The sequence below is a fragment of the Paenibacillus sp. Pae15 genome, assembly GCF_024519685.1.
Lineage (GTDB): Bacteria > Bacillota > Bacilli > Paenibacillales > NBRC-103111 > Paenibacillus_G > Paenibacillus_G naphthalenovorans.
In genome coordinates this window covers 56098-82625 of record NZ_JALJRM010000009.1, presented here as the reverse complement: position 1 = coordinate 82625, position 26528 = coordinate 56098, and the positions used below count along the sequence as shown (strand labels likewise).

At 47.7% G+C, this 26528-nt stretch carries 23 protein-coding genes; 20 read left to right on the top strand and 3 right to left on the bottom strand.

Annotated elements, in window-relative coordinates:
• Nucleotides 1-16 precede the first annotated feature (16 nt).
• The 16 genes from NR121_RS09880 (at nucleotide 17) to NR121_RS09805 (ending at nucleotide 18044) form a co-directional block, all read left to right on the top strand.
• Nucleotides 17-355 (top strand): hypothetical protein, encoded by a 339-nt coding sequence (locus tag NR121_RS09880; protein WP_062410137.1) that lies wholly within the window; start codon nucleotides 17-19, stop codon nucleotides 353-355.
• Complete coding sequence (locus NR121_RS09875) at nucleotides 348-2270, top strand: tetratricopeptide repeat-containing glycosyltransferase family 2 protein (protein WP_137670891.1); 1923 nt, start codon at nucleotides 348-350, stop codon at nucleotides 2268-2270. The genes NR121_RS09880 and NR121_RS09875 overlap by 8 nt, the downstream gene beginning before the upstream one ends.
• 13 nt (nucleotides 2271-2283) lie before the next feature.
• Nucleotides 2284-4614: a glycosyltransferase gene (locus tag NR121_RS09870; protein WP_171005990.1), complete on the top strand. Its 2331-nt coding sequence runs from the start codon at nucleotides 2284-2286 to the stop codon at nucleotides 4612-4614.
• A 142-nt stretch (nucleotides 4615-4756) separates the two neighbouring features.
• Nucleotides 4757-6049: a nucleotide sugar dehydrogenase gene (locus NR121_RS09865; protein WP_054817713.1), complete on the top strand. Its 1293-nt coding sequence runs from the start codon at nucleotides 4757-4759 to the stop codon at nucleotides 6047-6049.
• 40 nt (nucleotides 6050-6089) lie between these two features.
• Complete coding sequence (locus NR121_RS09860; RefSeq protein WP_256831144.1) at nucleotides 6090-7049, top strand: Gfo/Idh/MocA family protein; 960 nt, start codon at nucleotides 6090-6092, stop codon at nucleotides 7047-7049.
• The gene (locus tag NR121_RS09855; protein ID WP_062410133.1) at nucleotides 7042-7629 is read left to right on the top strand and encodes an acyltransferase; all 588 of its coding nucleotides are present in this window, start codon (nucleotides 7042-7044) and stop codon (nucleotides 7627-7629) included. The genes NR121_RS09860 and NR121_RS09855 overlap by 8 nt, the downstream gene beginning before the upstream one ends.
• Nucleotides 7630-7646: 17 nt before the next feature.
• Nucleotides 7647-8759 carry a DegT/DnrJ/EryC1/StrS family aminotransferase gene (locus NR121_RS09850; RefSeq protein WP_054817712.1) on the top strand — a complete coding sequence of 371 codons (1113 nt, stop codon included), beginning with the start codon at nucleotides 7647-7649 and terminating at the stop codon, nucleotides 8757-8759.
• Nucleotides 8760-8842: 83 nt separating this feature from the next.
• The gene (locus tag NR121_RS09845; RefSeq protein ID WP_235594181.1) at nucleotides 8843-9226 is read left to right on the top strand and encodes a flagellar protein FlaG; all 384 of its coding nucleotides are present in this window, start codon (nucleotides 8843-8845) and stop codon (nucleotides 9224-9226) included.
• Between the two features lie 23 nt (nucleotides 9227-9249).
• Nucleotides 9250-10818: a flagellar filament capping protein FliD gene (gene fliD, locus NR121_RS09840; RefSeq protein WP_256831143.1), complete on the top strand. Its 1569-nt coding sequence runs from the start codon at nucleotides 9250-9252 to the stop codon at nucleotides 10816-10818.
• A 17-nt stretch (nucleotides 10819-10835) separates the two neighbouring features.
• A complete protein-coding gene (gene fliS / locus NR121_RS09835) occupies nucleotides 10836-11237 on the top strand; it encodes a flagellar export chaperone FliS (protein WP_054817662.1) in 402 nt (133 codons plus the stop codon).
• Nucleotides 11230-11565, top strand: coding sequence for a flagellar protein FliT (gene fliT / locus NR121_RS09830; RefSeq protein WP_054817661.1), 336 nt, complete (start codon nucleotides 11230-11232; stop codon nucleotides 11563-11565). Before fliS ends, fliT begins: the two co-directional genes overlap by 8 nt.
• Nucleotides 11566-12063: 498 nt before the next feature.
• Nucleotides 12064-12261: a cold shock domain-containing protein gene (locus NR121_RS09825; RefSeq protein WP_062410128.1), complete on the top strand. Its 198-nt coding sequence runs from the start codon at nucleotides 12064-12066 to the stop codon at nucleotides 12259-12261.
• Between the two features lie 210 nt (nucleotides 12262-12471).
• Nucleotides 12472-13026 (top strand): ribosome hibernation-promoting factor, HPF/YfiA family, encoded by a 555-nt coding sequence (hpf, locus tag NR121_RS09820; protein WP_074729023.1) that lies wholly within the window; start codon nucleotides 12472-12474, stop codon nucleotides 13024-13026.
• Nucleotides 13027-13214: 188 nt separating this feature from the next.
• A complete protein-coding gene (gene secA / locus NR121_RS09815; protein ID WP_062410126.1) occupies nucleotides 13215-15728 on the top strand; it encodes a preprotein translocase subunit SecA in 2514 nt (837 codons plus the stop codon).
• Nucleotides 15729-15818: 90 nt separating this feature from the next.
• A protein-coding gene (gene prfB, locus NR121_RS09810) for a peptide chain release factor 2 (protein WP_174351637.1) occupies nucleotides 15819-16938 on the top strand; the annotation gives its coding sequence in 2 pieces (ribosomal slippage) (nucleotides 15819-15890 and nucleotides 15892-16938; 1119 coding nt in all).
• 164 nt (nucleotides 16939-17102) lie between these two features.
• A complete protein-coding gene (locus NR121_RS09805) occupies nucleotides 17103-18044 on the top strand; it encodes a YitT family protein (RefSeq protein ID WP_375162521.1) in 942 nt (313 codons plus the stop codon).
• A gap of 92 nt (nucleotides 18045-18136) precedes the next feature.
• Here NR121_RS09805 and fdhD read toward each other — a convergent pair whose 3' ends face one another.
• The 3 genes from fdhD to NR121_RS09790 all read right to left on the bottom strand — a co-directional run bounded on the left by fdhD (nucleotide 18137) and on the right by NR121_RS09790 (nucleotide 21821).
• On the bottom strand, nucleotides 18137-18928 hold the full coding sequence (gene fdhD, locus NR121_RS09800; protein ID WP_054817659.1) for a formate dehydrogenase accessory sulfurtransferase FdhD: 792 nt from the start codon (nucleotides 18926-18928) through the stop codon (nucleotides 18137-18139).
• Nucleotides 18925-21276, bottom strand: coding sequence for an FdhF/YdeP family oxidoreductase (locus NR121_RS09795; protein ID WP_062410124.1), 2352 nt, complete (start codon nucleotides 21274-21276; stop codon nucleotides 18925-18927). The genes fdhD and NR121_RS09795 overlap by 4 nt, the downstream gene beginning before the upstream one ends.
• 182 nt (nucleotides 21277-21458) lie before the next feature.
• Complete coding sequence (locus NR121_RS09790; RefSeq protein WP_054817658.1) at nucleotides 21459-21821, bottom strand: Na-translocating system protein MpsC family protein; 363 nt, start codon at nucleotides 21819-21821, stop codon at nucleotides 21459-21461.
• Between the two features lie 289 nt (nucleotides 21822-22110).
• On the opposite strand from NR121_RS09790, the gene argC reads away from it, so the two are divergent.
• The 4 genes from argC (at nucleotide 22111) to NR121_RS09770 (ending at nucleotide 26523) form a co-directional block, all read left to right on the top strand.
• Nucleotides 22111-23160, top strand: a complete 1050-nt coding sequence (gene argC / locus NR121_RS09785) for an N-acetyl-gamma-glutamyl-phosphate reductase (protein ID WP_054817657.1) — start codon at nucleotides 22111-22113, stop codon at nucleotides 23158-23160.
• A gap of 26 nt (nucleotides 23161-23186) precedes the next feature.
• Nucleotides 23187-24419, top strand: coding sequence for a bifunctional glutamate N-acetyltransferase/amino-acid acetyltransferase ArgJ (gene argJ, locus NR121_RS09780; protein WP_054817656.1), 1233 nt, complete (start codon nucleotides 23187-23189; stop codon nucleotides 24417-24419).
• Nucleotides 24420-24507: 88 nt separating this feature from the next.
• On the top strand, nucleotides 24508-25299 hold the full coding sequence (argB, locus tag NR121_RS09775; RefSeq protein WP_062410121.1) for an acetylglutamate kinase: 792 nt from the start codon (nucleotides 24508-24510) through the stop codon (nucleotides 25297-25299).
• Between the two features lie 33 nt (nucleotides 25300-25332).
• Nucleotides 25333-26523 carry an acetylornithine transaminase gene (locus NR121_RS09770; RefSeq protein ID WP_054817655.1) on the top strand — a complete coding sequence of 397 codons (1191 nt, stop codon included), beginning with the start codon at nucleotides 25333-25335 and terminating at the stop codon, nucleotides 26521-26523.
• Nucleotides 26524-26528 lie beyond the last annotated feature (5 nt).

The window sequence follows — 26528 nt, the reverse complement described above, 5'->3', positions numbered from 1 at the left end:
TAAGAGGGGATAATGAGTGATAGCGCAAATCAACGAATTGAAGGCTACAGCAAACGAGCTGATAAAAAATATTTGTGCCCGCATGCAAACCGTTGCGGAATGTTACCAAAGCGGGAACGACGAGCGGGCCAATGAAAAGATGGTATATTTAATGGAGGATATCGCGGTATTGGTTGAAGCTGCGGATCTGCTCAAAACAAACGTGAGTGCAGTGAATATAGAGGAGTGCAACGAAAAATTGAATATGCTGTTTCAGGCGTACCAGGCAAAAGATTATCTGTTGACAGCCGATTTGTTAACATTTGAACTGCACCCATTATTCGAATACTGGAGTGAAAACTTAACTAATGACTAAAAAGCCAACTCTAAGCATCTGCATGATCGTCAAAAACGAAGAGAACAATCTAAAACGATGTCTTGACAGCGTTGTTCCTTTGCTCGAAGCCTTGTCTGCTGAATTGATTATCGTAGATACGGGATCTACCGATAAGACGGTTGAAATTGCCCAAGCATATACCAGCAAAGTATATTATCATGAATGGAATCATCATTTCTCCGACATGAGAAATAAATCGATCGCCTACGCTACAGGTGAATGGATTTTTATTCTGGACGCTGATGAGGAATTAGAGGACCCGGAGAAGCTTGTGGCATTACTGCAGTCCGAGACCGTTAACGAGTATAACACGATACGGGTATTGGGAAAAAACTTTCTGACTGAAGCTCGTGATAAATACGTTGTGCACATATCGGAACGGTTGTTTAGAAATACAGGGAAATTTCGGTACGAGGGCTCCATTCATAATCAACCGAAGTATGAGAATCCAGCCATGCACGCCGATATTTATATTAGGCATTACGGCTATAATAATGATGATCCGGAATTGATGGAAAAGAAATTCAAGAGAACAAGCTCCTTACTGCTGAAAGAATTGGAGAAAGATCCGGATCATATTTATTACCGGTTTCAATTAGCCAGAACTTATTTTATGCATAAAGATTATAGGGAAGCATTATTGCAAATAAGGAAAAGCTATGCTCTGCTAAAGAAACACGGTAAAGAGATCGTGGCCCGCAATTATTATGTTATCGGCGAACATGCCCGAATGAGTTATGTTTGCAAAATATTTGATGAAACGGTAAGAATAGCGAAAGAAGGTATTTCGCTAACGCCTCAATACATAGATTTATATTTCTACTTGGCCGATGCGCTGCTCGCGCAGCAGGAAATAGACCAAGCGATTGAGACATTCAAAACATTTTTGAAGCTTCATCAAGAATATAACCAAAAAGGATTATCCAAACTGTCTATTCTCGAGCTGTATACGGTAGATGAAACGTCGAAATCCGTTGCTGCCTATAAATTAGCCAGAGCTTTAATGGAAAACGAAAATGATGCGGAAGCAGTTGAATATATAGATTTAATAGAAGAAAGTACCCATAAAGTTGATCTTGTTATTAATGTCATGTTAAAGCTTCAAAGATATGAGGAGTTATACCAGTTCTATAAATCCATTGAGAATAACTCAGTGGCAGCGTATTTTATCCACCAGTTGGAGATTGCGGCAGCGGCTTTAAAGGATGCCGAAGAGAAATTATTAATAGCAAGCGTATTTTCTAAAGAGGAAGGGCCCTATGGCCAACTAAACCAAATTAGGCTAACGGATGATCCCCGTTTAATTAAAGATTTTCTTGTCAGCAATATGATGAGTAAACTGCCTGTTTTTCCGTACTTTGAAATTTATCGGTATGCCATAAAGCGCGGCTTGCCTGTGATTTCTTATTTTAAGTCATTGGAGAACGGATATATAAAGTTGTATGTTAAGATGCTGCTGGATAAGTTTGACGAAGCCCAAGATTATTTTATGCAGTATTTAAAAGGTGAAAAAATCAGGCCTAATGATTACCAAAGCAATCGGGTGTATTGCGCCGTTGCCAACGTCATCTTATTAACGGCAATCGAGCGCTCTAAGAAAGAAAAATCCGTAATAGACAGCGAATATCACGACATATTTAACTTATATACCGAACGCGGGATTCAATATATTACTTATTTATATCAACTGACGCCAATCCGTTTAGTATATAAAACGATAGACAGCGCTGAAGATAAGTTTTTTATTTTGATGCACCTTGCCGAAGAGGCTAAAGCAAAAGGCAGTATAAAATACGCGTCACATTACTATAAAGAAGCTGCTGAGGCATACCCTTACGTTGCAGAAATGCTAAAGCCATTTATGGAACAAAGGATTTTGACTGTTATAGAGTAAAGAGGGGACATAAATGAGCGATAATAGCAAAGAGTTACTCGAAAAAGTTAAGTTGATGAAATCAAAAATAGAAGAGCTTATTCATCTTGGGGAGCTTGAAACGGCCAGCCAAGCCATCGATAAATGTGAGGAATTAGTGCCGGAGGATGCCGAATTGCTTTCAATGAAAGCAATTGTGCTGATGGTGGAGGGTAAATGGACTGACGCAAAAACGGTATTAATGAAAGGACTGGATATAGATCCTTATCATACGGATTTACTTTATAATCAAGCCTATTGGTATGAACAGCAGCAGGATTATCAATCCGCATATGATATCTATTGCGATTTAAATCAGCTGCTTCCTGCCGGTCAAGAACAAGAGATTAGAAGTAAAATGACTCAATTGAAGGAGCTTGACCCGAACATACGAGATAAGAAAAAGCTTGTTTTTTTTGTCAAGGAAAAGATGGATAATTTTATTAATGATATTATACATCAATTATCCGCCGAGTATCGGACGAAGAAGATTGTTGTGACGCATTATCCGCAAATTGACGATGGCATGAAGTGGGCCGATATATGCTGGTTTGAATGGTGTGATGAGCTTATCATTTACGGAAGCAAGCTTCAGATGGCCCAGGATAAGAAAATCATATGCAGGCTGCACAGTTATGAAGCTTTCACGAACTACCCGAAGCAAGTGAATTGGGCTAGTGTAGATCACGTGATCTTTGTAGCTGAGCATATTAAACAATTTGTTTTGGAACAAGTTGGTCAACTGAAACAGGAACAGACTTGTGTAATTCCAAGCGGGATAGATTTGAGTAAATTTGAATTTAAAGAAAGACAAGCCGGATTTAATATAGCTTATGCGGGATTTATCAATTATAAGAAGGGTCCTGTATTGCTGCTTCATTTTTTTCATAAGCTGTATACATCCGATAATCGGTACAAGCTGTTTATCGCAGGAGAATTTCAGGAGCCGCGGTATGCGTTATATTTCCGGCAAATGATAAACGAACTCGGTTTGCAGCATAATATTATATTCGATGGATGGGTTAAAGATATCAATCAATGGTTGGAAGATAAACATTATATCGTCTCTACCAGTTTGTTGGAAAGCCAGAATTTATCCGTCATGGAAGCCATGGCAAAAGGAATAAAGCCCCTTGTACATAACTTTGTCGGCGCAAGAAATATATATGACTCCAAATTTATATGGAACACCATCGATGATGGAATGGAGATGGTAGTTAATGAACAATATGACTCCAAGCAATATCGCGATTTTATTAAGTCCCGCTATACTTTTGATCAACAGATGAGCGCGATTGCCGCATTGCTCCAAACTCAAAAGAATACGAAAGTCGGCAAATTTGATTATGCGGCTTATTGGAACAATAGATTAAATCAAAGGTTCAACGTAGAGGGTGTTGGTTATCTGGGTTTGGGGGAGATTTACAATCGATATATGTATCAGATCAGACTGGATATATTGAATTATCTCTTTAACCAAATTTTCGATAACTTCAAGAATGCGTCTGTTTTGGAATTGGGTCCGGGGATTGGCATGTTTACACAATTTTTTGCAACCCAAAAGCCTGGATATTATAAAGCCATCGATATCGCGAAAAAGTCAATCATCGAACTTGAAAAAAAATACGATCAATTCGAATTTATCGAAGGAGATATATCCATTGCGGCCAATTATGAAACGAACCGGTATGATTTGGTATTTGCCGCCGATGTTTTATTGCATTTAACAGATGAAGAGAAGTATAGAAGCGCTATTAGCAATATTTCCTCGAGCTTAAAAAATACAGGTTACGCTGTGCTTTTCGATCCCATCTCCATGATCGGGACTCAAAGCGAATCTCCCCATGTAGTAATTAGAGATATATCTTATGTTAACAACGTATTGGATAGTGCTGGGCTAGAAATAGTGAGTGTTCTACCCGTATCCTTCTTTATGAATTATCCTTTTGACAGGAAAATGCTAAAAGATAATGGCCAAATAGTCAAAGAGATGTTTGATTATATTCAAGCCGTTTTTTCCAGTAAGGACTTATCCGATGAAACGAAAAATTTGTGCGCCAGTTGGTTAATTTCGGTAGAAAAAAATCTGTTGGCGGATAAAAGGTTCGGGTTGTCGCAAAAAGCACTATTAATAAAGAAAAAAAGTAATCCTAGAATAATCACAGCCTCTATTCATGAAGTGTGGAATATGGATCAGGTTAAAGAAGACAATCGACTGGCAAGAAATGCGGTAGCGAAAAATGAACAATTAAATCAGTATGGAGTTATATCTAAATTTGATCACTTTATTCGTCAACTATCTGAATTGAGACTTGATCAACGCTAATAAAATATGTATTGATCATGGATGTAATGATATGAATGACCATCCGGAAACTTGGGGATATGCGGACATCAAAATAAAATTCTGTTAAAAAGGTGATACAGTGCCTGCCTTGACTTCATTTACTAATAACGTATCTCAATTAATGGATAGAATTCGGGACAAAACCGCTGTACTTGGCGTCATAGGACTTGGCTATGTCGGGCTTCCGCTCGCAGTTGAGAAAGCAAAGGCCGGGTATAAGGTAATCGGCTTTGATATTCAACAAAAGCGGGTCGATATGGTTAATCAGGGTATTAACTACATCGGCGATGTTGTCGAGGATGAATTGAAGGAATTAATCAAACAAGGCTCGATCAAAGCAACGACGGATTACTCTGAGATTAATAAATTGGACGTCGTAGCCATTTGCGTGCCGACGCCATTGGATAGTTACCAACAACCTGATTTAAGCTATGTCAGAGCTTCCGCGGGAGAGGTAGCCCGATATTTGCGTCCGGGGATATTGGTTGTGCTTGAAAGTACAACCTATCCCGGAACGACAGAAGAAGTAGTTAAGCCTATTTTGGAAAGCACAGGTCTAATATGCGGAAAAGATTTCTTCTTGGCTTACTCGCCGGAAAGAGTTGATCCGGGAAATAAATTGTATAATACAAAGAATACCCCGAAAGTAGTCGGCGGTGTCACGGCAGGGTGTACGGAGGTCGCTGCTACACTTTACGAGCAAGTACTTGAAAGTACGGTTCACCGCGTATCCAGCCCTGCAGTTGCCGAGATGGAGAAAATATATGAGAATACATTTCGAAATATAAACATTGCTTTAGCTAACGAGATGGCTATCCTTTGTAACCGGATGGGGATAGATATATGGGAAGTTATCGATGCAGCTAAGACGAAGCCCTATGGATTTATGGCGTTTTATCCAGGACCCGGACTTGGAGGTCATTGTATTCCGATTGATCCGTGGTACTTGACTTGGAAGGCTCGTGAGTACAACTACCATACACGATTGATTGAGGTAGCCGGCGAGATCAATAACAGTATGCCGGAATTTGTTGTAGAGAGAATAGGACATATATTAAATGAAGAGAGAAAACCTATTAATGGGTCAACAATCCATTTACTTGGTATTGCATATAAAAAGGATATTGATGATTTTAGAGAATCGCCTGTAATTAAAATTATGGAATTACTCGAAATACGTGGAGCTAACGTTGTATATAGTGATACGAGAATTCCTGCCTTCACCTACAAAGGAAAGAACTACGAGGGTGTTGAATTAAGTAAAGAAAATATCCAAAAAGCAGATATCACGGTTGTCACTACGGATCATTCTGATTTTGACTATGAGCTGCTTGGAAATACGGCAAAGATTATTTTTGATACAAGAAATGCAATAAAATCTGTGAAAACCGTTGGAAAGCTGTATCGCCTATAAATTGGATGATATGCTTTTTCTCCGAAAGTAGGTAGTTTTTATGACGAAAGTAATTGTAATAGGCGCGGGGCAGTGGGGAAAAAATCTGGTCCGCACCTTTTATGAACTGCATGCTCTATCTGCAATTGTGGAGACGGATCCCCGCTTGCGAGCAGCATTATTGGATCAATATCCTGACATTCCTGTTTTATCCAATTATGAGCAGGCTTTAGAGACTATCAATACGGCTATCGTTATTGCGACACCTGCGTCTACCCATTTCGCTCTTGCTAAACAAGCTCTTGAAAAGGGCAAAGACGTCTTTATAGAAAAACCGATGACTTTATCCGTTCGGGATGCGGAAGAGCTTGTTGAGATAGCGAACAATAACAATTTAATTCTCATGGTTGGGCATTTGCTGCTTTATCAACCGGCCATTCAAAAAATAAAAGCGTGCCTAAAGGCGGGCATGATAGGTAACCTGCAGGCTGTTCATCAGGAAAGATTAAAGCTGGGGCGGGTTCGATCCGTTGAAAATGTATTGTGGAGCTTTGGGGTTCATGACTTAGCCGTTTTTATTTATCTTATTGAGGAGTCGCCCGCCAGGATCTCTGTGAACGGACAAAGGATGATTCAGCCTGCCATAGAAGACGATGTATATGTGCATTTATCTTTTGCCAGCGGGGTCCATGCCCATTTGCATACTTCCTGGGCGTGGCCGGAAATTCGGCGCAGATTGGTTGCGATAGGTTCCGAGGGCATGCTTGTTTACGATGAAGAACAGCAAATCGTAACACTTCATAAGAAAGGTATTCAAGGGGATTTGTCCAACCGCGATGAAGGCAGCGAGATTGTTTATCATGGCGAGGTACAACCGTTAACCCTGGAATGCAGGCATTTTTTAGCATGTCTGGATGAGCGTGCGCAGCCGTTATCGGATGGAAAGAATGGGCTGGAAGTCATCAAAATATTGGAACAATGCTCAAATCTGCTGCAAAAGGAGCTAAGAGCACATGAGTGAATTTTTTGTACATGAGTCCTCCTATGTAGATGAAGGTGCGGTGATCGGTAAAGGGACAAAGCTATGGCATTTCTCTCATGTTATGGGCGGTGCAAAGATCGGTGAAAGATGTAATATTGGACAAAATGTGTTTATAGCAAACAAAGTGGAAATTGGAAATAATGTAAAAATACAAAATAATGTATCCATATACGAAGGCGTTATTTTGGAAGATGATGTTTTTTGTGGGCCGAGCATGGTTTTCACCAACGTAAAGACACCCAGATCGGCTTTTCCGAGAAATACAAGCGATGATTATGCGGTGACCAGGGTATGCCGCGGGGCTTCGATCGGAGCGAATGCAACAGTTGTATGCGGCGTTACTATCGGTCAATGGGGCTTTGTTGCGGCTGGGGCGGTAGTCACAAAAGATGTACCGGAATATGCTTTAGTTGCAGGGGTTCCGGCGCGGCCAATCGGGTGGGTTTGCGAATGCGGAACAACTTTAAACGAAGAACGCCAACCCCTAACATGCACCTCGTGTGGACAACAGTATCTCCTTCAGGATGATGGAGGTCACCGGCGTTTAAAGAAGTTATAGGAAGGTTGGATGATGCCATGGGCAAAATTCCGGTATTCAGTTTGCAAAGTGAAATTGAAAGCCTGAAAAGCAAATTAATGGATTCCATTGAAAATGTCCTTTTATCCGGCCATTTTATTATGGGAGAGAACGTAAGAGCATTCGAAGAGGAAGTTTCCGCCTATTTGGGTGTAAAGCATGCTGTAGCTCTAAATTCCGGTACGGATGCGTTGATTATTGCTTTAAAGGCAGTCGGAATTGGCGAGGGTGATGAAGTTATCACGACACCGTTTACTTTCTTTGCGACAGCGGAAGCTATTCATCAGGTTGGAGCGAAGGCCGTATTTGTCGATATTGATCCTCGGACGTTTAATATGAATCCGTCTTTGATTGAGCAAGCTATCACACCGCGAACTAAAGCCATTTTACCTGTTCATATATTCGGGAGAACGGCAGAGATGGATGAAATTTTGGCGATGGCCAGAAGCTATCGACTCAAGGTGATTGAAGATGTAGCCCAAGCATTCGGTGCTGAATACAAAGGTAAAAAGGCAGGGACGCTGGGAGCTGCAGGATGCTTCTCATTTTTCCCTACGAAAAACTTAGGAGCATACGGAGACGGGGGACTAATAGCGACAGATGATGAAGAGATTGCTGAGTATTCAAGGATGCTTAGAATTCATGGATCCAAAAAGAAATACCATAACGAAACATTTGGTTATAATTCAAGACTGGATGAATTACAGGCCGCCATTCTTCGTGTAAAGCTGCCTTATATTGACCAATGGAATAACCAACGCATTCAGATTGCTAATAATTACAATGAATGGCTTGCGGGTATACCTGGGATTGTTCTTCCAGAGTCAGCTGACTTCCACAGATCATCTCACGTTTTCCATCAATACACTATTCGTATATTAGATGGGAAGAGAGATCGTTTGCAAAAAAACCTTGCAGACCAAGGTATAGATACAATGATTTACTATCCTATCCCGGTCCATCGATTGCCGGTTTTTCAAGACGACTCCATTTCATTGCCTATTGCCGAGCAGGCCTCGTCGGAGGTCATTAGTTTGCCGATCTGGCCGCAGATGGAGACCGAGACCCAGAAGACTGTAGTAAAAGCGCTGGAATCATTATTAAAAATATAGTTGATTTCCGCAATTCCTCTAACACAATGCATATGATTGTCCGATATTACTATCATATGAACCCAGTCATGGAGGTGTTTGAGGTGGATATAAATGTACCGACCGGAGCTTCTGAGAAGAATAGATACCCATCGACAAGAAGCGAGTCTGGGGGTAGCGAATGGCGTGTTACATCTGCGGCTAACCTGCATTCAGTAAAGGACTTAAAAGAAGCGGAACTTAGGGGAGAGAACATTCCTGTTAGTGAGGAACAGTTCATCAAAGCAATCGAACGGGCTATTAAGTCCATTGAAGGGGCGTCAACCTTCTTGGAATTTTCTGTACATAAAGAAACGAAGCAAATCCTTGTCAAGGTACTGAACAAGGAAACCGGAGAGCTGATTAGAGAAATACCGCCAGAGAAGAACCTCGATTTAATTGCTAAGATATGGGAGATGGCTGGAATCATCATAGATGAAAAAAGATAATTTATTGAAGCAGGAGTTGATAAATGATGGTTACGCCCATTAATCGCTTTAGTGGATTGGCTAGCGGCATGGATATCGATTCCATTGTTAAAGGCCTAATGATGGCCCATAGAAAACCATTGGACGTCCTTAAACAAAAAAAGCAGTTAATAGAATGGCAGCGTGAAGATTATCGCGATATGAATACGAAGCTGTGGGATTATCGCAACAACAAATTGTTTAACTTTAAGTTGGAAGGTAATTTAAGTTCCAGAACGGCCACTTCCGCTAACGCGGATATTATTACAGCGAAAGCGACAGGCGATGCGCAGATCGGCCAATTGAATATTAAAGTAAACAATGTAGCTACAGCCGCCACAAATAGAAGTGCAAGCGATATACGAGCGAATTCGTCATTTGACCCGACAAAAACATTAGCGAGTCAAGCGGCTAATTTGGCAGGCACGCTAACACAGGTTACTCCGGCGACGAACCCTCCTACATATGAGACTTATGAAATTAAGATCAATGGCAGTAATGTGATTACGATCGATCCGAATGTAGATTCGCTTAATGATGTGATTGCCCGTATCAATGCAAATACGAATGTTACGTCTTTTTATGAAGTGGGGAGTACGGGAGGATTGGTCTCGTTTACTTCGAAGCAGACGGGAACAGTGAATGGCGCCAATAAGGATTCAGCCAACATCACCTTCGAAAACGTAAAAGGGAACTTTACTACGGACATATTAAAGATAACGGGTGCAGGTACAGCAGCAACGGATGCATCTGTAGACATCAACGGGGTAACCGGGATAACGAAGAAGAGCAATACCTTTACCATTAATGGGGTGGAGCTTACGTTAAATCCACTGACCCCGGCAGGTTCTTCAACTACAGTCACAGTAAAAACAGATACGGACAAGATGGTTGAGAGCATAAAGGGCTTCATTAATGATTACAACGAAATCTTAAAAACGATGCAGGACAAAATCAACGAAAGCCGATTTCAAGGCTATCCACCGCTGAGTGACGAGCAGAAAAAAGAAATGAAGGATAGCGACATTGAGCTTTGGACCAAAAGGGCACGAAGCGGTCTTTTGAGGAACGACTCCTATCTTAGCCAAGCGGTCAGCGGCATGAGAATGGCGATCATGGCTCAAGTGGAAACAGGGAGCAAGGATTATAAAACGTTAAGCTCCATCGGTATAGAGACCGGTCAATATGTTGAAAACGGGAAGCTTTATCTTACTGACGAAAACAAGCTGAGAAAAGCCATCGAGGAAAATCCTGATGCTGTCATCGCGATGTTTACGGCTAATGGAAATGGCGATGCGGACCAATCTGATGTGGGAATTGCAGAACGGATTTATGATCAATTGAAAATAACATTAGACGGTCTGACGAGCAGAGCGGGAACAGCCGTATCTCTTTCAGATAATAGCGTTCTTGGGAAAAGATTATATGAAATGGATAAAGAGATTGATAAATGGAATGTACGGTTAAACGAAATTGAAAATCGATATTACAGACAATTTACTGCCATGGAGAGTGCTATTAGCAGATACAATTCTCAATCCTTATACTTAGCCAGCGCATTCGGCGGAGCTTAATAGCAGGAGGATGGAAAATGATACAATCAGTACAAAGAAACAAATATTTGGAGGCCTCCGTTCATACGGCAACCCCAGCGCAGTTGTTGATCTTGTTATGTGACGGGGCTATACGTTTTTGCAGAGCGGCGATTGAAGCTATTAAGCAAAATAAATATGATGAAGCGAATACCAATCTTTGCAGGGCTCAAGATATTATCAGCGAATTTATGATTACCTTAGACCCCCAATCGCCTATTTCGGATAATCTGATGAAGCTTTATGAATATTTTAATTACAGGTTGATTCAAGCAAATACAAAGAAAAATATTGAACCCGCTGAAGAAGTACTGGGATATTTAATTGAGTTGAAGGAAACGTGGTTTCAAGCCTCAAAGCTAGTTCATCAGGGTAGTGCTGCCGGAGTAACCCATGGATGAGCTCATTCAAGAATTGGAACAACTCATGGGAGATTGGATGCAGTCTCTGTCGAACATGACCTATGAGGAGATATCAGCATATGTTGACAGTAGAGAACAAATCATTGAAAGGATGAAGAGCCACTCTTTATCCCCAACGGAACGAAACAAGTATACGGCCCGGGTACAGCGCTTGCTTCAGCATGATGCGCTAATCCTTGCCAAAATGAATGAGCTTAGAGATGAGGGCTTGCAAGGGACAAGTAAAATCAACCGGGGTCGATTGCAAAAAACGGCGTATGAAACAGAATTTGTTCTGGATAGTGTGTTCTTTGATCGGAAGAAATAGATGAGATGACTCTGGATGATTATTCCCGCAGAGGTTCAGTGAAAGATCGTTTTGCTCCTGGCTTCAAAAGCGAGGTGGCTGCGGTCTTTTTTGATTACCCGGGTTTTCGGCGTATGGAAAGGAACCGGGAGATGAAGTTTGTTAAAAGAATAAGGTAAGTCAAACGTCCAGGTTGATGTTGGCTCATGCTAACCCAACGCTGCGGACTATACTTCAATGAATAAGTAAGTAATAATACTCACAGACATGCTGTGAGTATTATTTTGCCTGTGGACAATGTGCATAACTCTGTTGATAACTTTGCGGGAAATGTCGAAAAACCGCGACAGAACGGGCTTTTTGGCTGTGAATAGATTATCAAGAGAATGTTAATACGAGAATTTTCAAAATATTTTTATAACACGCTGATGTCGCATTGACATGGGTAAGTTTGGAGTGATATATTCGAAATGTAGGCTAGAGCTTGCAGTTATTTGATAACGAAGGGAATGTTTTTGCATGCAAGGTAAAGTTAAATGGTTTAATGCAGAAAAAGGCTACGGTTTCATCGAACGCGAAGACGGGGGCGACGTATTCGTACATTTCTCCGCTATTCAAGCCGATGGCTTCAAGACGCTGGAAGAAGGTCAATCCGTTGAGTTTGATATCGTAGAGGGCGCACGCGGTCCTCAAGCGGCTAACGTCATCAAGTTGTAATCATCCGGTCGGGATTCGGCCGCATTTATAGATGGTTATGTTTGAAGATGGCTGACACCCTGGGAGCAATTCCAGGGTGTTTTTTTGTATGCGCATACCTTCCAATCGGCTGGAAAATGGTATGTGTATTTCTTGTGAAAGGAATGTTAAAGGATTTTTAATGCGGCAGGAGAATATGGTATAATGTAGGTATGAAAGGAGGAGTACTACATGAAATTCAACATACGTGGTGAAAACATCGAAGTGACAGAAGCGTTGAGAGATCATGTTGAAAAAAAGCTAAGTAAGCTGGAAAGGTACTTTGAAGCTCCCCCTACATCTGAAGTTAACGTAACATTGAGTGTCGTGAAAGGCATGCATGCCATTGAGGTGACGATCCCGCTTACAGGCTTGTTGTTGAGGGCGGAAGAAAAGCATACCGATATGTATGCCTCGGTCGATCTGGTGGTAGACAAGCTGGAGCGGCAGATTCGGAAGGCCAAGACGAAGGCTAACCGCAAAATCCGCCAAGAAGGCGGTCTTAAAGATTTATTCCGGGTAGAATCGGAACCAGGCGCTTCCTCTGCTCTTGAAGAAGACGACGAATACGAATTGGTACGGACGAAGCGGTTTACGCTGAAGCCGATGGATGTGGAAGAAGCCATTCTGCAAATGAATATGGTAGGCCACAATTTCTTTGTTTTTGCTAACTCCGATACGGAACAGGTCAACGTAGTGTATAAACGCGACGACGGGAGATACGGTTTAATTGAGCCGGCCCGGTAATCTGATCATTTGAAAGATCTGAGCTTGCCTGAAACGCCGATGGAACATCGTAAGATGCCTGCGGCGCATGATGGCAGGCTCTTTTCAGTAATATAAGGAAATACAGCGGTTTGTTGCGGCGAGAAGAGCAAACTGCTACAATTTAAATTATATGATATTGTTCGAAGAGGAGAAAGGGGATTAGCTGCATGCTAGGACTCGTGAAAAAAATATTTGGCGATTCGAATGATCGCGAACTGAAGAGGATGTGGAAGACGGTTGAATATATCAACTCGTTGGAAGAATCCATTCAGACGCTAACCGATCAAGATTTGCGTAATAGAACGAACGAATTCCGCAACCGTTTGGAGAATGGCGAGGATCTGGACGATCTGCTGCCGGAAGCTTTTGCGGTTGTAAGGGAAGCCTCCAAACGTGTGCTTGGCAAGCGTCATTATGACGTACAGCTTATCGGCGGTATGGTACTGCATGAAGGCCGGATCGCAGAAATGCGGACAGGTGAAGGAAAGACACTGGTCGGTACGCTTCCGGTATATTTGAATGCGCTCTTGGGCAAAGGCGTTCATGTGGTCACGGTCAATGATTATTTGGCTCAGCGCGACAGCGCCGAGATGGGCAAAATATATGAATTTTTGGGCATGACCGTCGGCGTAAACCTGGCGAATCTGGGGCATGCGGAGAAACAGCAAGCCTATGCTTGCGATATTACGTACGGTACGAACAACGAGTTCGGATTCGACTATTTGCGCGACAACATGGTCGTATATAAAGAACAGATGGTGCAAAGACCGCTTTATTATGCGGTCATCGACGAGGTCGATTCTATTTTGGTCGATGAGGCCCGTACACCGCTGATTATTTCCGGACAAGCTGCCAAATCGACCGCCATGTATTTGACAGCGGATAATTTTGTAAGGGGTCTGAAGGAAGAAGAAGACTATGTGATTGATGTGAAGCTGCGCTCGGTTACGTTGACGGAGGCCGGGGTGGAGAAAGCGGAAAAAGCGTTCGGCATTGAGAACTTATTCGATCATGAGCATGTGACGCTCAACCATCATATCCAACAGGCATTGAAAGCACACGCAATTATGCGCCGCGACGTAGATTACGTCGTGAATGACGGCGAGATCGTCATTGTCGATGAATTTACCGGACGGTTGATGACGGGCCGTCGCTACAGCGAAGGGCTTCACCAGGCGATTGAAGCGAAGGAGAAGCTGCAAGTACAGAACGAGTCGATGACGCTGGCGACCATTACGCTGCAGAACTACTTCCGGATGTACCGCAAGCTGTCGGGGATGACGGGTACGGCCAAGACAGAGGAAGAAGAGCTGAAGAAAATATACGGGCTGGACGTTATTGTCGTTCCGACCAACAAACCGATGATCCGTCAAGATTTGCCGGACGTTGTATATAAGTCGATAGGCAGCAAGTTTCGTGCCGTAGTGAATGAGATCGTAGAGCGCCATAAGAAGAACCAGCCGGTGCTGGTCGGTACGGTATCGATTGAGAACTCCGAGCGGCTGTCCGAAATGCTGAAGAAAAAAGGCGTGAAGCATCAGGTTCTGAATGCAAAATACCATGCCGAGGAGGCGGAAATTGTCTCCCGTGCGGGCCAGCCTGGCGCGGTAACGATCGCCACCAACATGGCGGGACGCGGAACCGACATTATGCTGGGAGAAGGTGTAGCCGAAATCGGAGGCCTGCATATTATAGGTACGGAGCGCCACGAAAGCCGACGGATCGATAACCAGCTGCGCGGACGTGCCGGACGCCAGGGGGATCCGGGGTCTTCCCAGTTTTACTTGTCGCTGGAAGATGACCTGATGCGCCGTTTCGGTGCGGAGAACATTATGGGCATGATGGATCGCCTGGGCTTTGAGGAAGACCAACCGATTGAAAGCAAGCTGATTACCAAAGCCATCGAATCCGCACAGAAGCGTGTGGAAGGCAACAACTTTGATGTACGGAAGATCGTTCTTCAGTACGACGACGTGATGAACCAGCAGCGGGAAATCATTTACAAGCAGCGCCGCGAAGTGATCGAATCCGAAAATATCCGTGATATCGTGCTCGGGATGATGATGCCGGTCATCGACCGCATCGTTGAAGCCCACTGCTCCGATGATCAGGTACCGGAGGATTGGGACCTGCAGGCGATTGTCGATTACGCCAACGGAACGTTCCTGCATGAAGGTCAGCTGACGGCCGAAGAGCTGTGGGGTAAAGAAAAAGAAGAGATCATCGAGTACATGAAGGATCTCTTGAGAAGACTGTATGAAGAGCGCGAGAAGCAGATCGGCGAAGAATTCATTCGTGAATTTGAGAAGGTTGTGGTGCTTCGTGCGGTCGACAGCAAGTGGATGGATCATATTGATGCGATGGACCAGCTTCGCCAAGGGATTCATCTTCGTGCGTACGGCGGTACGGATCCTTTACGCGAATATCAATTCGAGGGCTATGAGATGTTCCAGGAGATGATCCAGAGCATCCAGGAGGAAGTGGCTACTTACATTATGAAGGCCCATGTAGAGACCAATCTCGTGCGTGAAGCCGTGGCCGAGGAACATGAGATCGCCACCAATAGCAGCGATGGAGCGCCCGCGCCGAAGAAGCCTGTCGTGAACGAAGACAAGATTGGCCGTAATGATTTGTGCCCATGCGGCAGCGGCAAAAAATACAAGCAGTGCCACGGAGTTTAAAAATAAAGAGAACAAGACGTCGGAAAAGGAGGTCGGGGGAATCGCTCCGGTCTCTTTTTCTGCTAAAACTACGGACAGAGGTGTTTTGACATGTTAGAAGCAGATGTGAAGCGCGATTTACAAGAAACGGCCAAGCGATTGGCTGAGCTTAGGGGGTCTCTTTGACTTAGATCTCAAGCTGGAGCAAGTGGCGGATTACGAGGAAAAAATGTCGGCGCCCGATTTCTGGGACGACAACGAGCGTGCGCAGAAGTTGATTGCCGAAGCGAACGGAGTTAAAAGCGTGGTGGATCAGTTTCAAGCGTTGGCTTCGGAGTACGAGGATCTCGAAGTGCTGGTGGAGCTGATGCAGGAAGAGAAAGATGAGAGCATGGCCGAGGACATTGAAAAGGGGATTGCCGCTCTCGTTAAGAAGCTCGAGGACTTTGAGCTGCAGCTGCTCCTAAGCCAGCCGTATGACCGGCTGAATGCCATTCTGGAGCTGCATCCGGGTGCGGGCGGCACGGAGTCGCAGGATTGGGCCGAGATGCTGCTTCGCATGTACCGCCGCTGGGCGGAGAAGAGAGACTTCAAAGTCGAGGTGCTCGACTATTTGCCGGGCGACGAGGCCGGTGTGAAGAGTGTAACGCTGCTGATTAAGGGTTATAATGCCTACGGTTATTTGAAGGCGGAAAAAGGCGTTCACCGGCTGGTGCGCATCTCGCCGTTCGATGCATCCGGACGCAGGCACACGTCGTTTGTTTCGTGCGATGTTATGCCCGAAATCGATGATGACGTGGAGGTCGAGATCCGAACCGAGGATCTTAAGGTGGACACGTACCGTTCCAGCGGCGCCGGCGGACAGCACATCAATACGACCGACTCGGCTGTGCGGATTACGCACCTTCCGACCGGCGTCGTGGTTAGCTGTCAAACGGAGCGCTCGCAAATCAAGAACCGGGAGCGCGCGATGAAGATGCTCCGGTCGAAGCTGTACGAGAAGAAAATTGAAGAGCAGCAGAAGCAGCTGGCGGAAATCCGCGGAGAGGTATCCGATATCGCCTGGGGGAGCCAGATCCGTTCGTACGTATTCCATCCGTACAGCATGGTGAAGGACCACAGGACGCAGGCGGAAACCGGGAACGTGAATGCCGTGATGGATGGTGAGCTCGATATGTTTATAGATGCTTACCTGCGCCAGCAGATTACGAAGCCGGAAAAAGAAAGCTGAGAAACATAAAGCGGAGTGTCCAAGCTCATCCTACACTAGAAACGCACAAATCCTCCTGGTTTCCCTCGGCCTCTATATGGAGCCGGTGAGCTATCAGGGGAGGCCGCGGGTGAAGTGTAGGATTTTTTTGCATAGGGCAGGGGGTATGACGGGTGCAGGATGCCATGACAAATCAGAGTGAGACTGCATTGACTAGAATGAGTAAATACGGCTCCCGCCGCCGGCGGGGGGGCAGCAGACGTTCACAAAGCACATGGAGCCACCGTTTAATGGAATATGCGCTGCTTTTGCTCGGATCGGTGATCATAGCGGTCAGCTTTAATGTATTTTTGAATCCGAATCAGGTGGCGTCTGGCGGGGTATCGGGCATCAGCATTATTGTCAACAGCATGTTAGGGATCGAGCCGGCGATTACACAATGGGCGCTGAATATTCCTTTGTTTCTGGCCGGTACAGTGCTGCTGGGGAAGCAATTCGGCGTGAAAACGGCCCTCGGTTCGGTTTTGCTGCCGCTGCTCGTTTTCCTTACACGTAATCTGCCGCCGCTGACCGACAATATGCTGCTCGCCAGTATTTATGGCGGGGTACTCATAGGGATTGGACTCGGGCTGGTTTTCCGGGGCAGGGGATCGACCGGCGGTTTGGATCTGGCGGCACAAATCTTGCATAAGTATACAGGTATTGGTCTGGGCTTATGCATTGCGCTGCTGGATGGGCTGGTGATTGGAACAGCGGGTCTGCTGATTTCACCGGAGAAGGCCATGTATGCGCTGATCGGACTTTTTGTGACGAGCAAGACCATCAATGTGGTGCAGGTAGGTTTAAGCTACTCTAAAGTGGCTTTTATTATCTCGAAGTCGGAGCAAGCGCTGCAGAAGGCTATTCTCTATGAGCTCGACAGGGGACTTACGAAGCTGCAAGCTACCGGCGGCTATACAGGAGAGGAAAAGACGGTATTGATGGTTGTCGTAGGGCAGACGGAAGTGAGCCGGCTCAAAGAGTTGGTGCGCAGGATTGACCCCGGCGCTTTCGTTATTCTGAGCGATACGAACGAAGTGTTCGGAGAAGGGTTTAAGCTAAACGGAACAGGAGGAACCAGCCCATAAAAGGACCGGTTCCTCCTGTTTTTTGATAAAGAAGTCTAAATGTTCAAAACTGAATACCTCGCTCATCCACGAATAGGCCGTTAGCGGTTTTCTTATTCCAAACGCTCCGGATGCGAATATACATTAAATGTATTTCCTCTTATAAACCCTATAACGGTAATGCCCAGGTCGTCGGCAAGCTCCAGCGCCAGATCGGTGGGCGCCGATTTGGAAAGCAGAATGCCAACGCCCATCTTGGCTGTCTTGAGCAGCACTTCCGAGCTTACCCGGCCGCTGAAGGCGACGGCGGTATCCTTCATGGACACACGCTCCCTCAGGCAGTGCCCGTACACCTTGTCAAGCGCATTGTGGCGGCCGATATCGGTCCGGGTAACGAGCAGCTTCTCTCTGGAGCAGAGCGCCGCATTGTGCACCCCGCCCGTTTGGCGGAAAACATCGGAGCCTTCTTGCAATTGGCGAATCAGCTTGAGGCATTCGTCGGGTGTAATGCGCGAACGGGTCATCACCGTTTTGGCCGTCCGCACATCACTGCGCAGGTAGAACTGGCGGCTTTTGCCGCAGCATGATCCGATCACGCGCTTGGAATGATCCATCACTTTCCCGCGCTCGGGATAGAGCAGTGTAACATCGGCGAATCCCCGGCTCGTATTGAGCTGCAGGCGGGTAACCTCGTTCGCTTCCCGGATCACTCCTTCGGAGGCTAAAAATCCGAAAACCATGTCCTCTATATCCGAAGGGGTGCATACGATGGTGGCGAATTCTTCGCCATCCAACCGGATGGTTAACGGCGTTTCCTTGGCAATAGGATCTTCCTGCTCGCTAAGCTGCTGCCCGTCATAACGCCATACCGTTCGGGTCGAAACCGAGACATCCACGGCGGTCATTCGCTTACCAGCTCCAATTCGTCGATTCTGCGTTCCACATATTTTGTATCTTTATGGGCATGGTACGTTTCAGCCTTTTCCACGATAACAGTGGTGTTGTATTCCGGAATCCCCGCGTGCGGTTCATAGACTCCTTTGGGAATGATGACATTTCCTTCCGGCCAATGAACCTCGATATTGCCGGATTTGACCTCAGCCCATTTGGCCCGGCCATGGAATACGCCATATTTATTATAAACGACAATGGCGTCGCCCTCTTGCAGCTGCTGTGCTTTGCCGTCCTCCGCATTCATCAGGACGTCGTAACGGTCCGCCCCGTTGAACGGGTCGGTTTCACTGTACACCATAGAGTTGAACTGCTTGCCTCGTCTGGTCGTAGCAAAATAATGGCCTTCCGGCTTGCGCAGCTCAGGAAGCTCAATAGGGATCAGATTCCCCCGTCCGTCCGGCGTAGGGCAGATTCCGTCTTCACAAAGCCATGCTCCACCCCATTGGAACACGTCACCACGTTTGCTCAGGTGCTGAATGCCGTCGTAATTTGGCGCAGCCTTTGCAATTTCCGCACGGACGGCAGCAGCGTCTTTAAACTGGATCAAATGCGCCTGCTCAGGCTTTACACGCGAAGCCAAGTCGACATAAATCTCCCATTCCGAACGGGCTTCCGGCATACGGGGCCCGTCAATTTCAGGCGAAAAGTACACCATGCGTTCAGTTGACGTGGACGTTCCGCCGCCCGGCTGCTCATAGCGGGTCATAGCAGGCAGGACGATGACCGTTTCTTTGGCATCCACCAGTGTAGACGTGTTCAGCATAATATCTTGGTGTACCCGCAGCTCTACGTTTTGCAAGCAGCGTTCCACGAAGTCAGGGTCAGGCATCGTCTCCAGGAAGTTGCCGCCGGAAGTGTAGAATGTTTTCAGCTTCCGTTCGTGATCATCGGGGAGCAGCGCGTTCTCGAGCGTGACTCCAACGATGTCCCCCTGCCACTCGGGCAGCTTAAAGCCCCATACCTTTTCGATTCTTGCAATGTCGGCGCCTTTAAACTCTCCGCCGGGTAAGCTGAACGGGTCTGCTCCCATCTCGCCGGAGCCCTGTACGCCGCTGTGTCCGCGGATGGGCATGAGTCCGCAGTGTTCGCGGCCGAGGAACCCCCTAAGCAGCGCGAGATTAGCCACTTGCGAGATGTTGTCCGTACCGAAGCGGTGCTGAGTCAGCCCCATGCTCCAGACGAAGACAGCCGACTTCGCTTGAGCGAGCAATACGGCGAATTCACGCATTCTTTCGCGCGAGAGTCCGGACGATTGTTCGAGCAGCGCCCAATCCTGTTTCATGACATGGGCACGCAGCTCTTCATAGCCGTTCGTGTGCTCACGGACGAAATCCAGGTTTACGGCCGATCCGGGAGCAGCTTCTTCCATTTCGAACCAATGCTTCATTACGCCGTTCATGAAGGCAATGTCCCCGCCGATGTTCACCTGATAGAAATCGTCCGTAATTTTCGTACCGAATAGCGCGGATTCTGCAACAGACGGAATCCAATATTGATCCATAGAAGGCTCATGGTAAGGGTTGATCGCAATGATCTTGGTCCCTTTCCGTTTGGCGGCATACATATACTTGGTGGATACCGGCTGGTTGTTTGCGGCTACGCTGCCCCAGAACACCAGCACATCCGTACCGATCCAATCTTTGTAGTTGCAGCTGGACGCCCCGATACCGACCGAACGCTTCAGAGCGGTTTTGGACGGCGAGTGGCAGATCCGGGAGGCGTTGTCGATATGATTCGTCCCTAAGAACCGGGCCACTTTCGCAGCGACATAATAGGATTCATTGGTAATTCCGCGGGCCGTCAAGTAAAAAGCCAGCTGCTTGGGATCGATGCTGCGGATTTTGCCGGCAATCGTGTCGAGTGCTTCATCCCATGACAAACGGCTGAAACGGCTCTCTCCGGAGCGGCGGATTAAAGGATAGGGAATACGGCCCAATTTACGAAGTTCCGTGCTGTTCAGCTTACGGAGCTCTTCGATATCCGAATGCAGAATTTTTTCGGGAATGGCCGGCATGGTGTTGAGCCGGAGCACGTTCAAACGCGTCGTACACAAATGAGGTCCTTCCAGCGTCTGATCTCTCAAACCGGACACTCCCAGCGCGCAGCCGTCGCAAACGCCCTGAGTCAGAATACGGTAAGCGTATGGAAGCTGGTCGCGATTATCCCAAACAACTTTTAATGTGTCACGAATATGCCGGGGTTTGATCCGATTGAGACCGAACGGCATTTTGCTGACCCACAGCTTCGGGTCCGGACGACTGGGGAGGCTGATGCGCCCTGAATGTTTTGTTTTACCCATGAATAATGACCACCTTGTATGAATTTTATTTTTGGGAAATTTGATGGAATGAAAAAAGCCGCAAAGATTCGGTTTCCTCAAGTCCGTTAGTCGGAATAAAGGATTGAATCTGTTGCGGCGGTTAGTCTTGAGCAGGTTCGCTGCCAAGTGCCAACGGCACATGTATTTTAGTGTGTATATTCTTATGAGGAGCAAAATTTCTTTTGAATATCCTGATCGAATACAAAAATGCTCATGCCTACATCTTTATCCAAATCAATATCCAGAAACAAATCGAGGAACTGTGCCCCAAGAAGCTCTTCCATTTCGACAGGACGGTTGGTCCGGTACATTTCCTTGATCATTTCGGTCCGGGCTGTACGAAGCGCATGCTTGCCGTCGCTTGCGGAAGCAATAAATTTCTCTACGGGGGACAGATGCCCTTCCATTTCGCAGATCGCCCAGTTTTTGCAGAAAGTGGTGCGAATCTCACGAGGTCCCTTTCCTATATGGCGTTTACGAAACGCCTTCACCAAATTACTGAATTCGGCTTCTGTTTTATTCATTCCGAACAGCTCCGTTTTGTGGCAACGTTTTCTCCAAATCTATTTTAGCATGCACGGATAGCTGTTTCAAGATAAAAAAGGCCATTTCGACTCAAACGGAGACGTTGCTCTTGATTGAGCCGCCTGGGTGGGTTACGATGAGAAGGGGGAATAACGTCAGTTGCCCGAAAGGCTGGATTTGGTGCGGAAATCATCATGAACAGGCCATATATATAAGAGGAAACGCATTGAATTATTATACTTTCGAATGTATAATAATACATAGTTTTTATGTGGAGGGAACGGAACCATGTCTACGAAATTAAGAGCGGCCATCGTCGGTTCGACGGGCTACGGGGGGGTAGAGCTCATCCGGCTTTTGCTGGCGCATCCGCATGTGGCCATCACTTCGGTGATCTCGTCTTCCAACGCCGGGGCGTCGATCGCGGACGGATATCCGCATTTGAATCAAATCCTGACCGATAAGCTGGATGCCGTGGATGTCGATTTGATCCGGGAGAAGGCGGATGTTGTTTTTCTGGCGACGCCGCATGGCGTAAGTACGGAGCTGTCGCCGAAGCTTATCGATGCGGGGTTGAAAGTGATCGATATCTCCGGTGATTTTCGTCTGAAATCCGGCAGGGATTACGAAGCCTGGTACAAACACAAGGCTGCGGATCCCGCTTATATCGCAAAGGCGGTTTACGGATTGGCCGAGGTCTTCGCCGATGAGATACGGGGGGCTGAGTTTATTTCGAACCCCGGCTGTTACCCGACCGCCACGCTGCTGGGGCTGGCTCCGATTGCAGCGAGCGGTTGGATGGATCCGAAATCCGTCATTGCGGATGCGAAATCGGGCGTGTCGGGAGCGGGCCGCGGGCTCAGTCTGACGGTTCATTATTCGGAAATTAATGAGAATTTTCTTGCCTACAAAGTAAATAAGCATCAGCATACGCCGGAGATTGAGCAGACGCTGAGCCGTCTGGCCGGTGAAGAGATCGTCATGACATTTACGACTCACCTTGTTCCGATGACAAGGGGAATCCTGTCGACCATTTATGTAAACCTGAAAGAACGCCGCAGCGAGGACGAGATATTCGATCTTTACCGCAAATACTACGAGGGACGCAGATTCGTCCGTATTCGTGACAAAGGCAAGTATCCGGCCACGAAAGAAGTATGGGGCTCCAATTATTGCGATATCGGCTTGTCCCTTGATCCGCGGACGGGTCGTTTGACGATTATATCCGTTATAGATAATGTTGTAAAGGGCGCGGCCGGGCAGGCGGTCCAAAACTTGAATTTGATGATGGGCTGGGATGAAGCGACGGGTCTTGCATTCACCCCGGTGTATCCATAACGCGCTAAGGAACGGTGAGGAGAAGGATGGCTATGTTAGGCAAGGATTCGTTCGTGATCTTATCGGAAGGGTCCGTAACGACACCGAAAGGATTTCGGGCAGGCGGACTGCACTGCGGTCTGAAAAAGACGGAGCGCCACGATCTTGGCGCCATCGTGTGCGAGGTGCCGGCGCAGGCTGCAGGCGTGTATACGCTGAACCAATTTCAGGCGGCGCCGTTGCGCGTGACTCAAGAGAGCATTGCGCAAGGAGGTACCCTGCAGGTGATGCTCGTGAACAGCGGGAACGCGAACGCATGCACCGGTCAGCAGGGAGAAGACGATGCCCGTGCCATGCGAACGGCGGGCGCCAAGGCGTTCGGCGTCGCCGAGCATCTGGTCGGCGTCACGTCTACAGGCGTGATCGGCGAGCTGCTGCCGATGCCCAAGGTGCTAAGTGGGATCGAGAGGCTGCCGGGCGAGGTGAAGGCTGACGGCGGGGACGATTTCTGCCAGGCGATTCTTACGACGGATCTGGTGAAAAAGGAGATTTGTGTCAGCCTGACCGTGGACGGCCGTACGGTCCATATCGCCGGCGCGGCGAAGGGCTCGGGCATGATTCATCCGAACATGGCAACGATGCTCGGGTTCATGACGACGGATGCGAACATCGATAGCGCACACCTGCAAAAGCTGCTGAACGAGGTTACGGATTCCACTTTCAATATGATTACAGTGGACGGCGATACGAGCACGAACGATATGGTCGTTGTCATGGCAAGCGGCCTTGCGGGCGGAGAGAGCCTGACACCGGAGCATAAAGACTGGCCGGCGTTTGCGGCAGCCTTCCACTATGTCGGTGAATATTTGGCCAAAGCGATCGCTCGCGACGGCGAAGGCGCGACCAAGCTGATCGAGGTAACGGTGAGCGGCGCGGCATCCCGGGAAGCGGCGCGCGCCATCGTCAAAACCGTGATCGGCTCGAGTTTGGTGAAATCCGCCTGCTTCGGCGCCGATGCGAACTGGGGACGCATTATTGCGGCCGTCGGCCGTGCGGGGCATCCGGTGCAAACGGAGACGGTAGACATCCGCCTTGGCGACATTGTCGTGCTGACGCAGTCGCGTCCGGTGAAATTCGATGAGGAACGGGCGGCCGAATATCTGAAGGGCGAGTTCGTGCAAATCCATGTGAATCTGAACATGGGTAACCATACCGCCACCGGCTGGGGCTGCGATTTGACGTATGATTATGTAAGGATCAACGCAGCTTATAGGACATAGTGCGTACATATACAAATAAAAGAGTATTTTTGCGGCCTGGACTGGAACGGGAAAGGGCACGGCCGATCAAAAAGGGGAAACGGTTCGGATGAGCAATTGTTTTGTAATGAAATGCGGCGGCAGTACGCTGGCGGCGCTGCCGGATGTTTTTTTTGAGGATTTGAAAAGGCTGCAGGAGGAAGGCCTGATTCCGGTCATCGTCCATGGCGGAGGTCCGGCCATATCGGACACGCTGGGAAAGCTCGGCATTGAGACCGAGTTCGTGAACGGCCTGCGCCGGACGAACGAAGCCGTGCTGGATGTAGTCGAAATGGTGCTTGCGGGACAAATTAACAAAGAGATTGTCCGCAAAATCCAGCGCTCCGGAGCCAAAGCGCTCGGCCTCTCCGGAGTCGACGGCCACCTGATTCAAGCGGCGCCAGTGGCCAACGCTGATGAGGTCGGGCTTGTCGGCGATGTAACGCATGTGAACGCTGAGCTCGTACAGGGTATCGTGGACATGGGTTATATACCGGTCATCGCGCCTGTAGGTATTGGAACCGACGGCGGCCAGCGCTACAATATCAATGCGGACACGGCGGCAGGGGCGGTAGCGTCTCATATCGGCGTGGAGCGGATGATCGTGGTAACGGACGTTCCGGGAATTATGAAGACCGTAGACGGAGAGAAAAGGGTGCTGCCCTCCGTGACGGTGCAGGAAATCGATGAAATGATCGCAAGCGGCGAAATTTACGGCGGAATGATCCCGAAAGTGCGCGCGGCGGTGCAATGTATTCAAGGAAAGGTGCGCGAGGTTGTGATCGTCAACGGAGCTGAGCCGCAAGTGCTGAGCAAAGCGCTCAAGGGCGGCGGCATCGGAACGCGCATCGTCAGGCAATAAAGAACCTTTTTGAAGGATGAAGGAGTGAACGACATGGGAGAGTCTCAAAGCGCATTGTTTCCGAACTACGGACGTTACCCGCTCACATTTGTGAAGGGGGAAGGCAGCAGGCTGTGGGATGAGAACGGCAAAGAATATTTGGACCTGATGTGCGGGCTGGCGGTGACCAACCTGGGCCATGCTCCGAAGCAGGTGAAGGAACGCCTGAAAAATCAAGTCGATACGCTCTGGCATACGAGCAACCTGTTTCACATCCCGGATCAGCAGAAGCTGGCGGAGCTGCTGGTCGCTAACAGCTGTGCGGATGCGGCGTTTTTCTGCAACAGCGGAGCGGAGGCGAACGAGGCGGCGATCAAGCTGGCGCGGCGTTACTTCCAGAATGTCATCGGCAAGCCGGAACGTTTCGAGATCATCACCTTCCACATGTCGTTCCATGGACGGACGCTGGCTACGCTGACGGCGACTGGTCAAGACAAAGTGAAGGAAGGCTTCGCTCCGCTTCCGGAAGGCTTCGTGTATGCGCCTTTTAACGATGCGGAAGCTTTGGAAAAGCTGATCGGCGACAGGACATGTGCGATTATGCTGGAAATGGTGCAGGGGGAAGGCGGCGTGAATCCGGCGGATCCGGCATTCGTCAAACGGGTCGCGGAGCTGTGCGAGCAGCACGGATTGCTGCTGATCGTTGACGAAATTCAGACCGGTATGGGCCGTACAGGCAAGCTGTTCGCCTATGAGCATTACGGCATCGAGCCCGATGTGTTCACACTGGCCAAAGGCCTCGGCAGCGGCATGCCGATCGGCGCGATGCTCGGTAAAGAGAAGCTGCGCGAAGCGTTTTCCGCGGGGAGCCACGGCTCCACGTTCGGTGGCAATTATTTGTCCACTGCGGCAGGGGTTGCTACGGTGGAGACGATACTCGAGGAGAAGCTGCCGGAGCGGGCGGCGGAGCTTGGCCAATACGTTATCGGCGAGCTGGAGCAAAAGCTGGCGGGCAATCCGCTTGTACAGCAGATTCGCGGATTAGGACTGCTGATCGGTATCGGGCTTAACCGGCCGGCGGCGGAGCTGATTAGCGAGCTGCATGCGGAGGGCATACTCGTCGTATCGGCAGGACCGAACGTGATCAGGTTGGCTCCAAGCCTCTTGATCTCAAAAGAAGATCTGGATCGCGGCATCCAGGCGATCTGCGGCATTTTAGCGAAAAAGGCCGGGGCTGCGGTTTAATATCA

Coding starts and splice junctions, on each gene's coding strand:
- NR121_RS09770 (WP_054817655.1), top strand. CDS start 25,333: ATGGGAGAGTCTCAAAGCGCATTGTTTCCGAACTACGGACGTTACCCG.
- NR121_RS09850 (WP_054817712.1), top strand. CDS start 7,647: ATGGGCAAAATTCCGGTATTCAGTTTGCAAAGTGAAATTGAAAGCCTG.
- NR121_RS09860 (WP_256831144.1), top strand. CDS start 6,090: ATGACGAAAGTAATTGTAATAGGCGCGGGGCAGTGGGGAAAAAATCTG.
- fliS (WP_054817662.1), top strand. CDS start 10,836: ATGATACAATCAGTACAAAGAAACAAATATTTGGAGGCCTCCGTTCAT.
- NR121_RS09790 (WP_054817658.1), bottom strand. CDS start 21,821: ATGAATAAAACAGAAGCCGAATTCAGTAATTTGGTGAAGGCGTTTCGT.
- NR121_RS09855 (WP_062410133.1), top strand. CDS start 7,042: ATGAGTGAATTTTTTGTACATGAGTCCTCCTATGTAGATGAAGGTGCG.
- fliT (WP_054817661.1), top strand. CDS start 11,230: ATGGATGAGCTCATTCAAGAATTGGAACAACTCATGGGAGATTGGATG.
- NR121_RS09805 (WP_375162521.1), top strand. CDS start 17,103: ATGACAAATCAGAGTGAGACTGCATTGACTAGAATGAGTAAATACGGC.
- fdhD (WP_054817659.1), bottom strand. CDS start 18,928: ATGACCGCCGTGGATGTCTCGGTTTCGACCCGAACGGTATGGCGTTAT.
- NR121_RS09870 (WP_171005990.1), top strand. CDS start 2,284: ATGAGCGATAATAGCAAAGAGTTACTCGAAAAAGTTAAGTTGATGAAA.
- NR121_RS09865 (WP_054817713.1), top strand. CDS start 4,757: ATGGATAGAATTCGGGACAAAACCGCTGTACTTGGCGTCATAGGACTT.
- argJ (WP_054817656.1), top strand. CDS start 23,187: ATGGCTATGTTAGGCAAGGATTCGTTCGTGATCTTATCGGAAGGGTCC.
- hpf (WP_074729023.1), top strand. CDS start 12,472: ATGAAATTCAACATACGTGGTGAAAACATCGAAGTGACAGAAGCGTTG.
- NR121_RS09795 (WP_062410124.1), bottom strand. CDS start 21,276: ATGGGTAAAACAAAACATTCAGGGCGCATCAGCCTCCCCAGTCGTCCG.
- fliD (WP_256831143.1), top strand. CDS start 9,250: ATGATGGTTACGCCCATTAATCGCTTTAGTGGATTGGCTAGCGGCATG.
- argB (WP_062410121.1), top strand. CDS start 24,508: ATGAGCAATTGTTTTGTAATGAAATGCGGCGGCAGTACGCTGGCGGCG.
- secA (WP_062410126.1), top strand. CDS start 13,215: ATGCTAGGACTCGTGAAAAAAATATTTGGCGATTCGAATGATCGCGAA.
- NR121_RS09825 (WP_062410128.1), top strand. CDS start 12,064: ATGCAAGGTAAAGTTAAATGGTTTAATGCAGAAAAAGGCTACGGTTTC.
- argC (WP_054817657.1), top strand. CDS start 22,111: ATGTCTACGAAATTAAGAGCGGCCATCGTCGGTTCGACGGGCTACGGG.
- NR121_RS09875 (WP_137670891.1), top strand. CDS start 348: ATGACTAAAAAGCCAACTCTAAGCATCTGCATGATCGTCAAAAACGAA.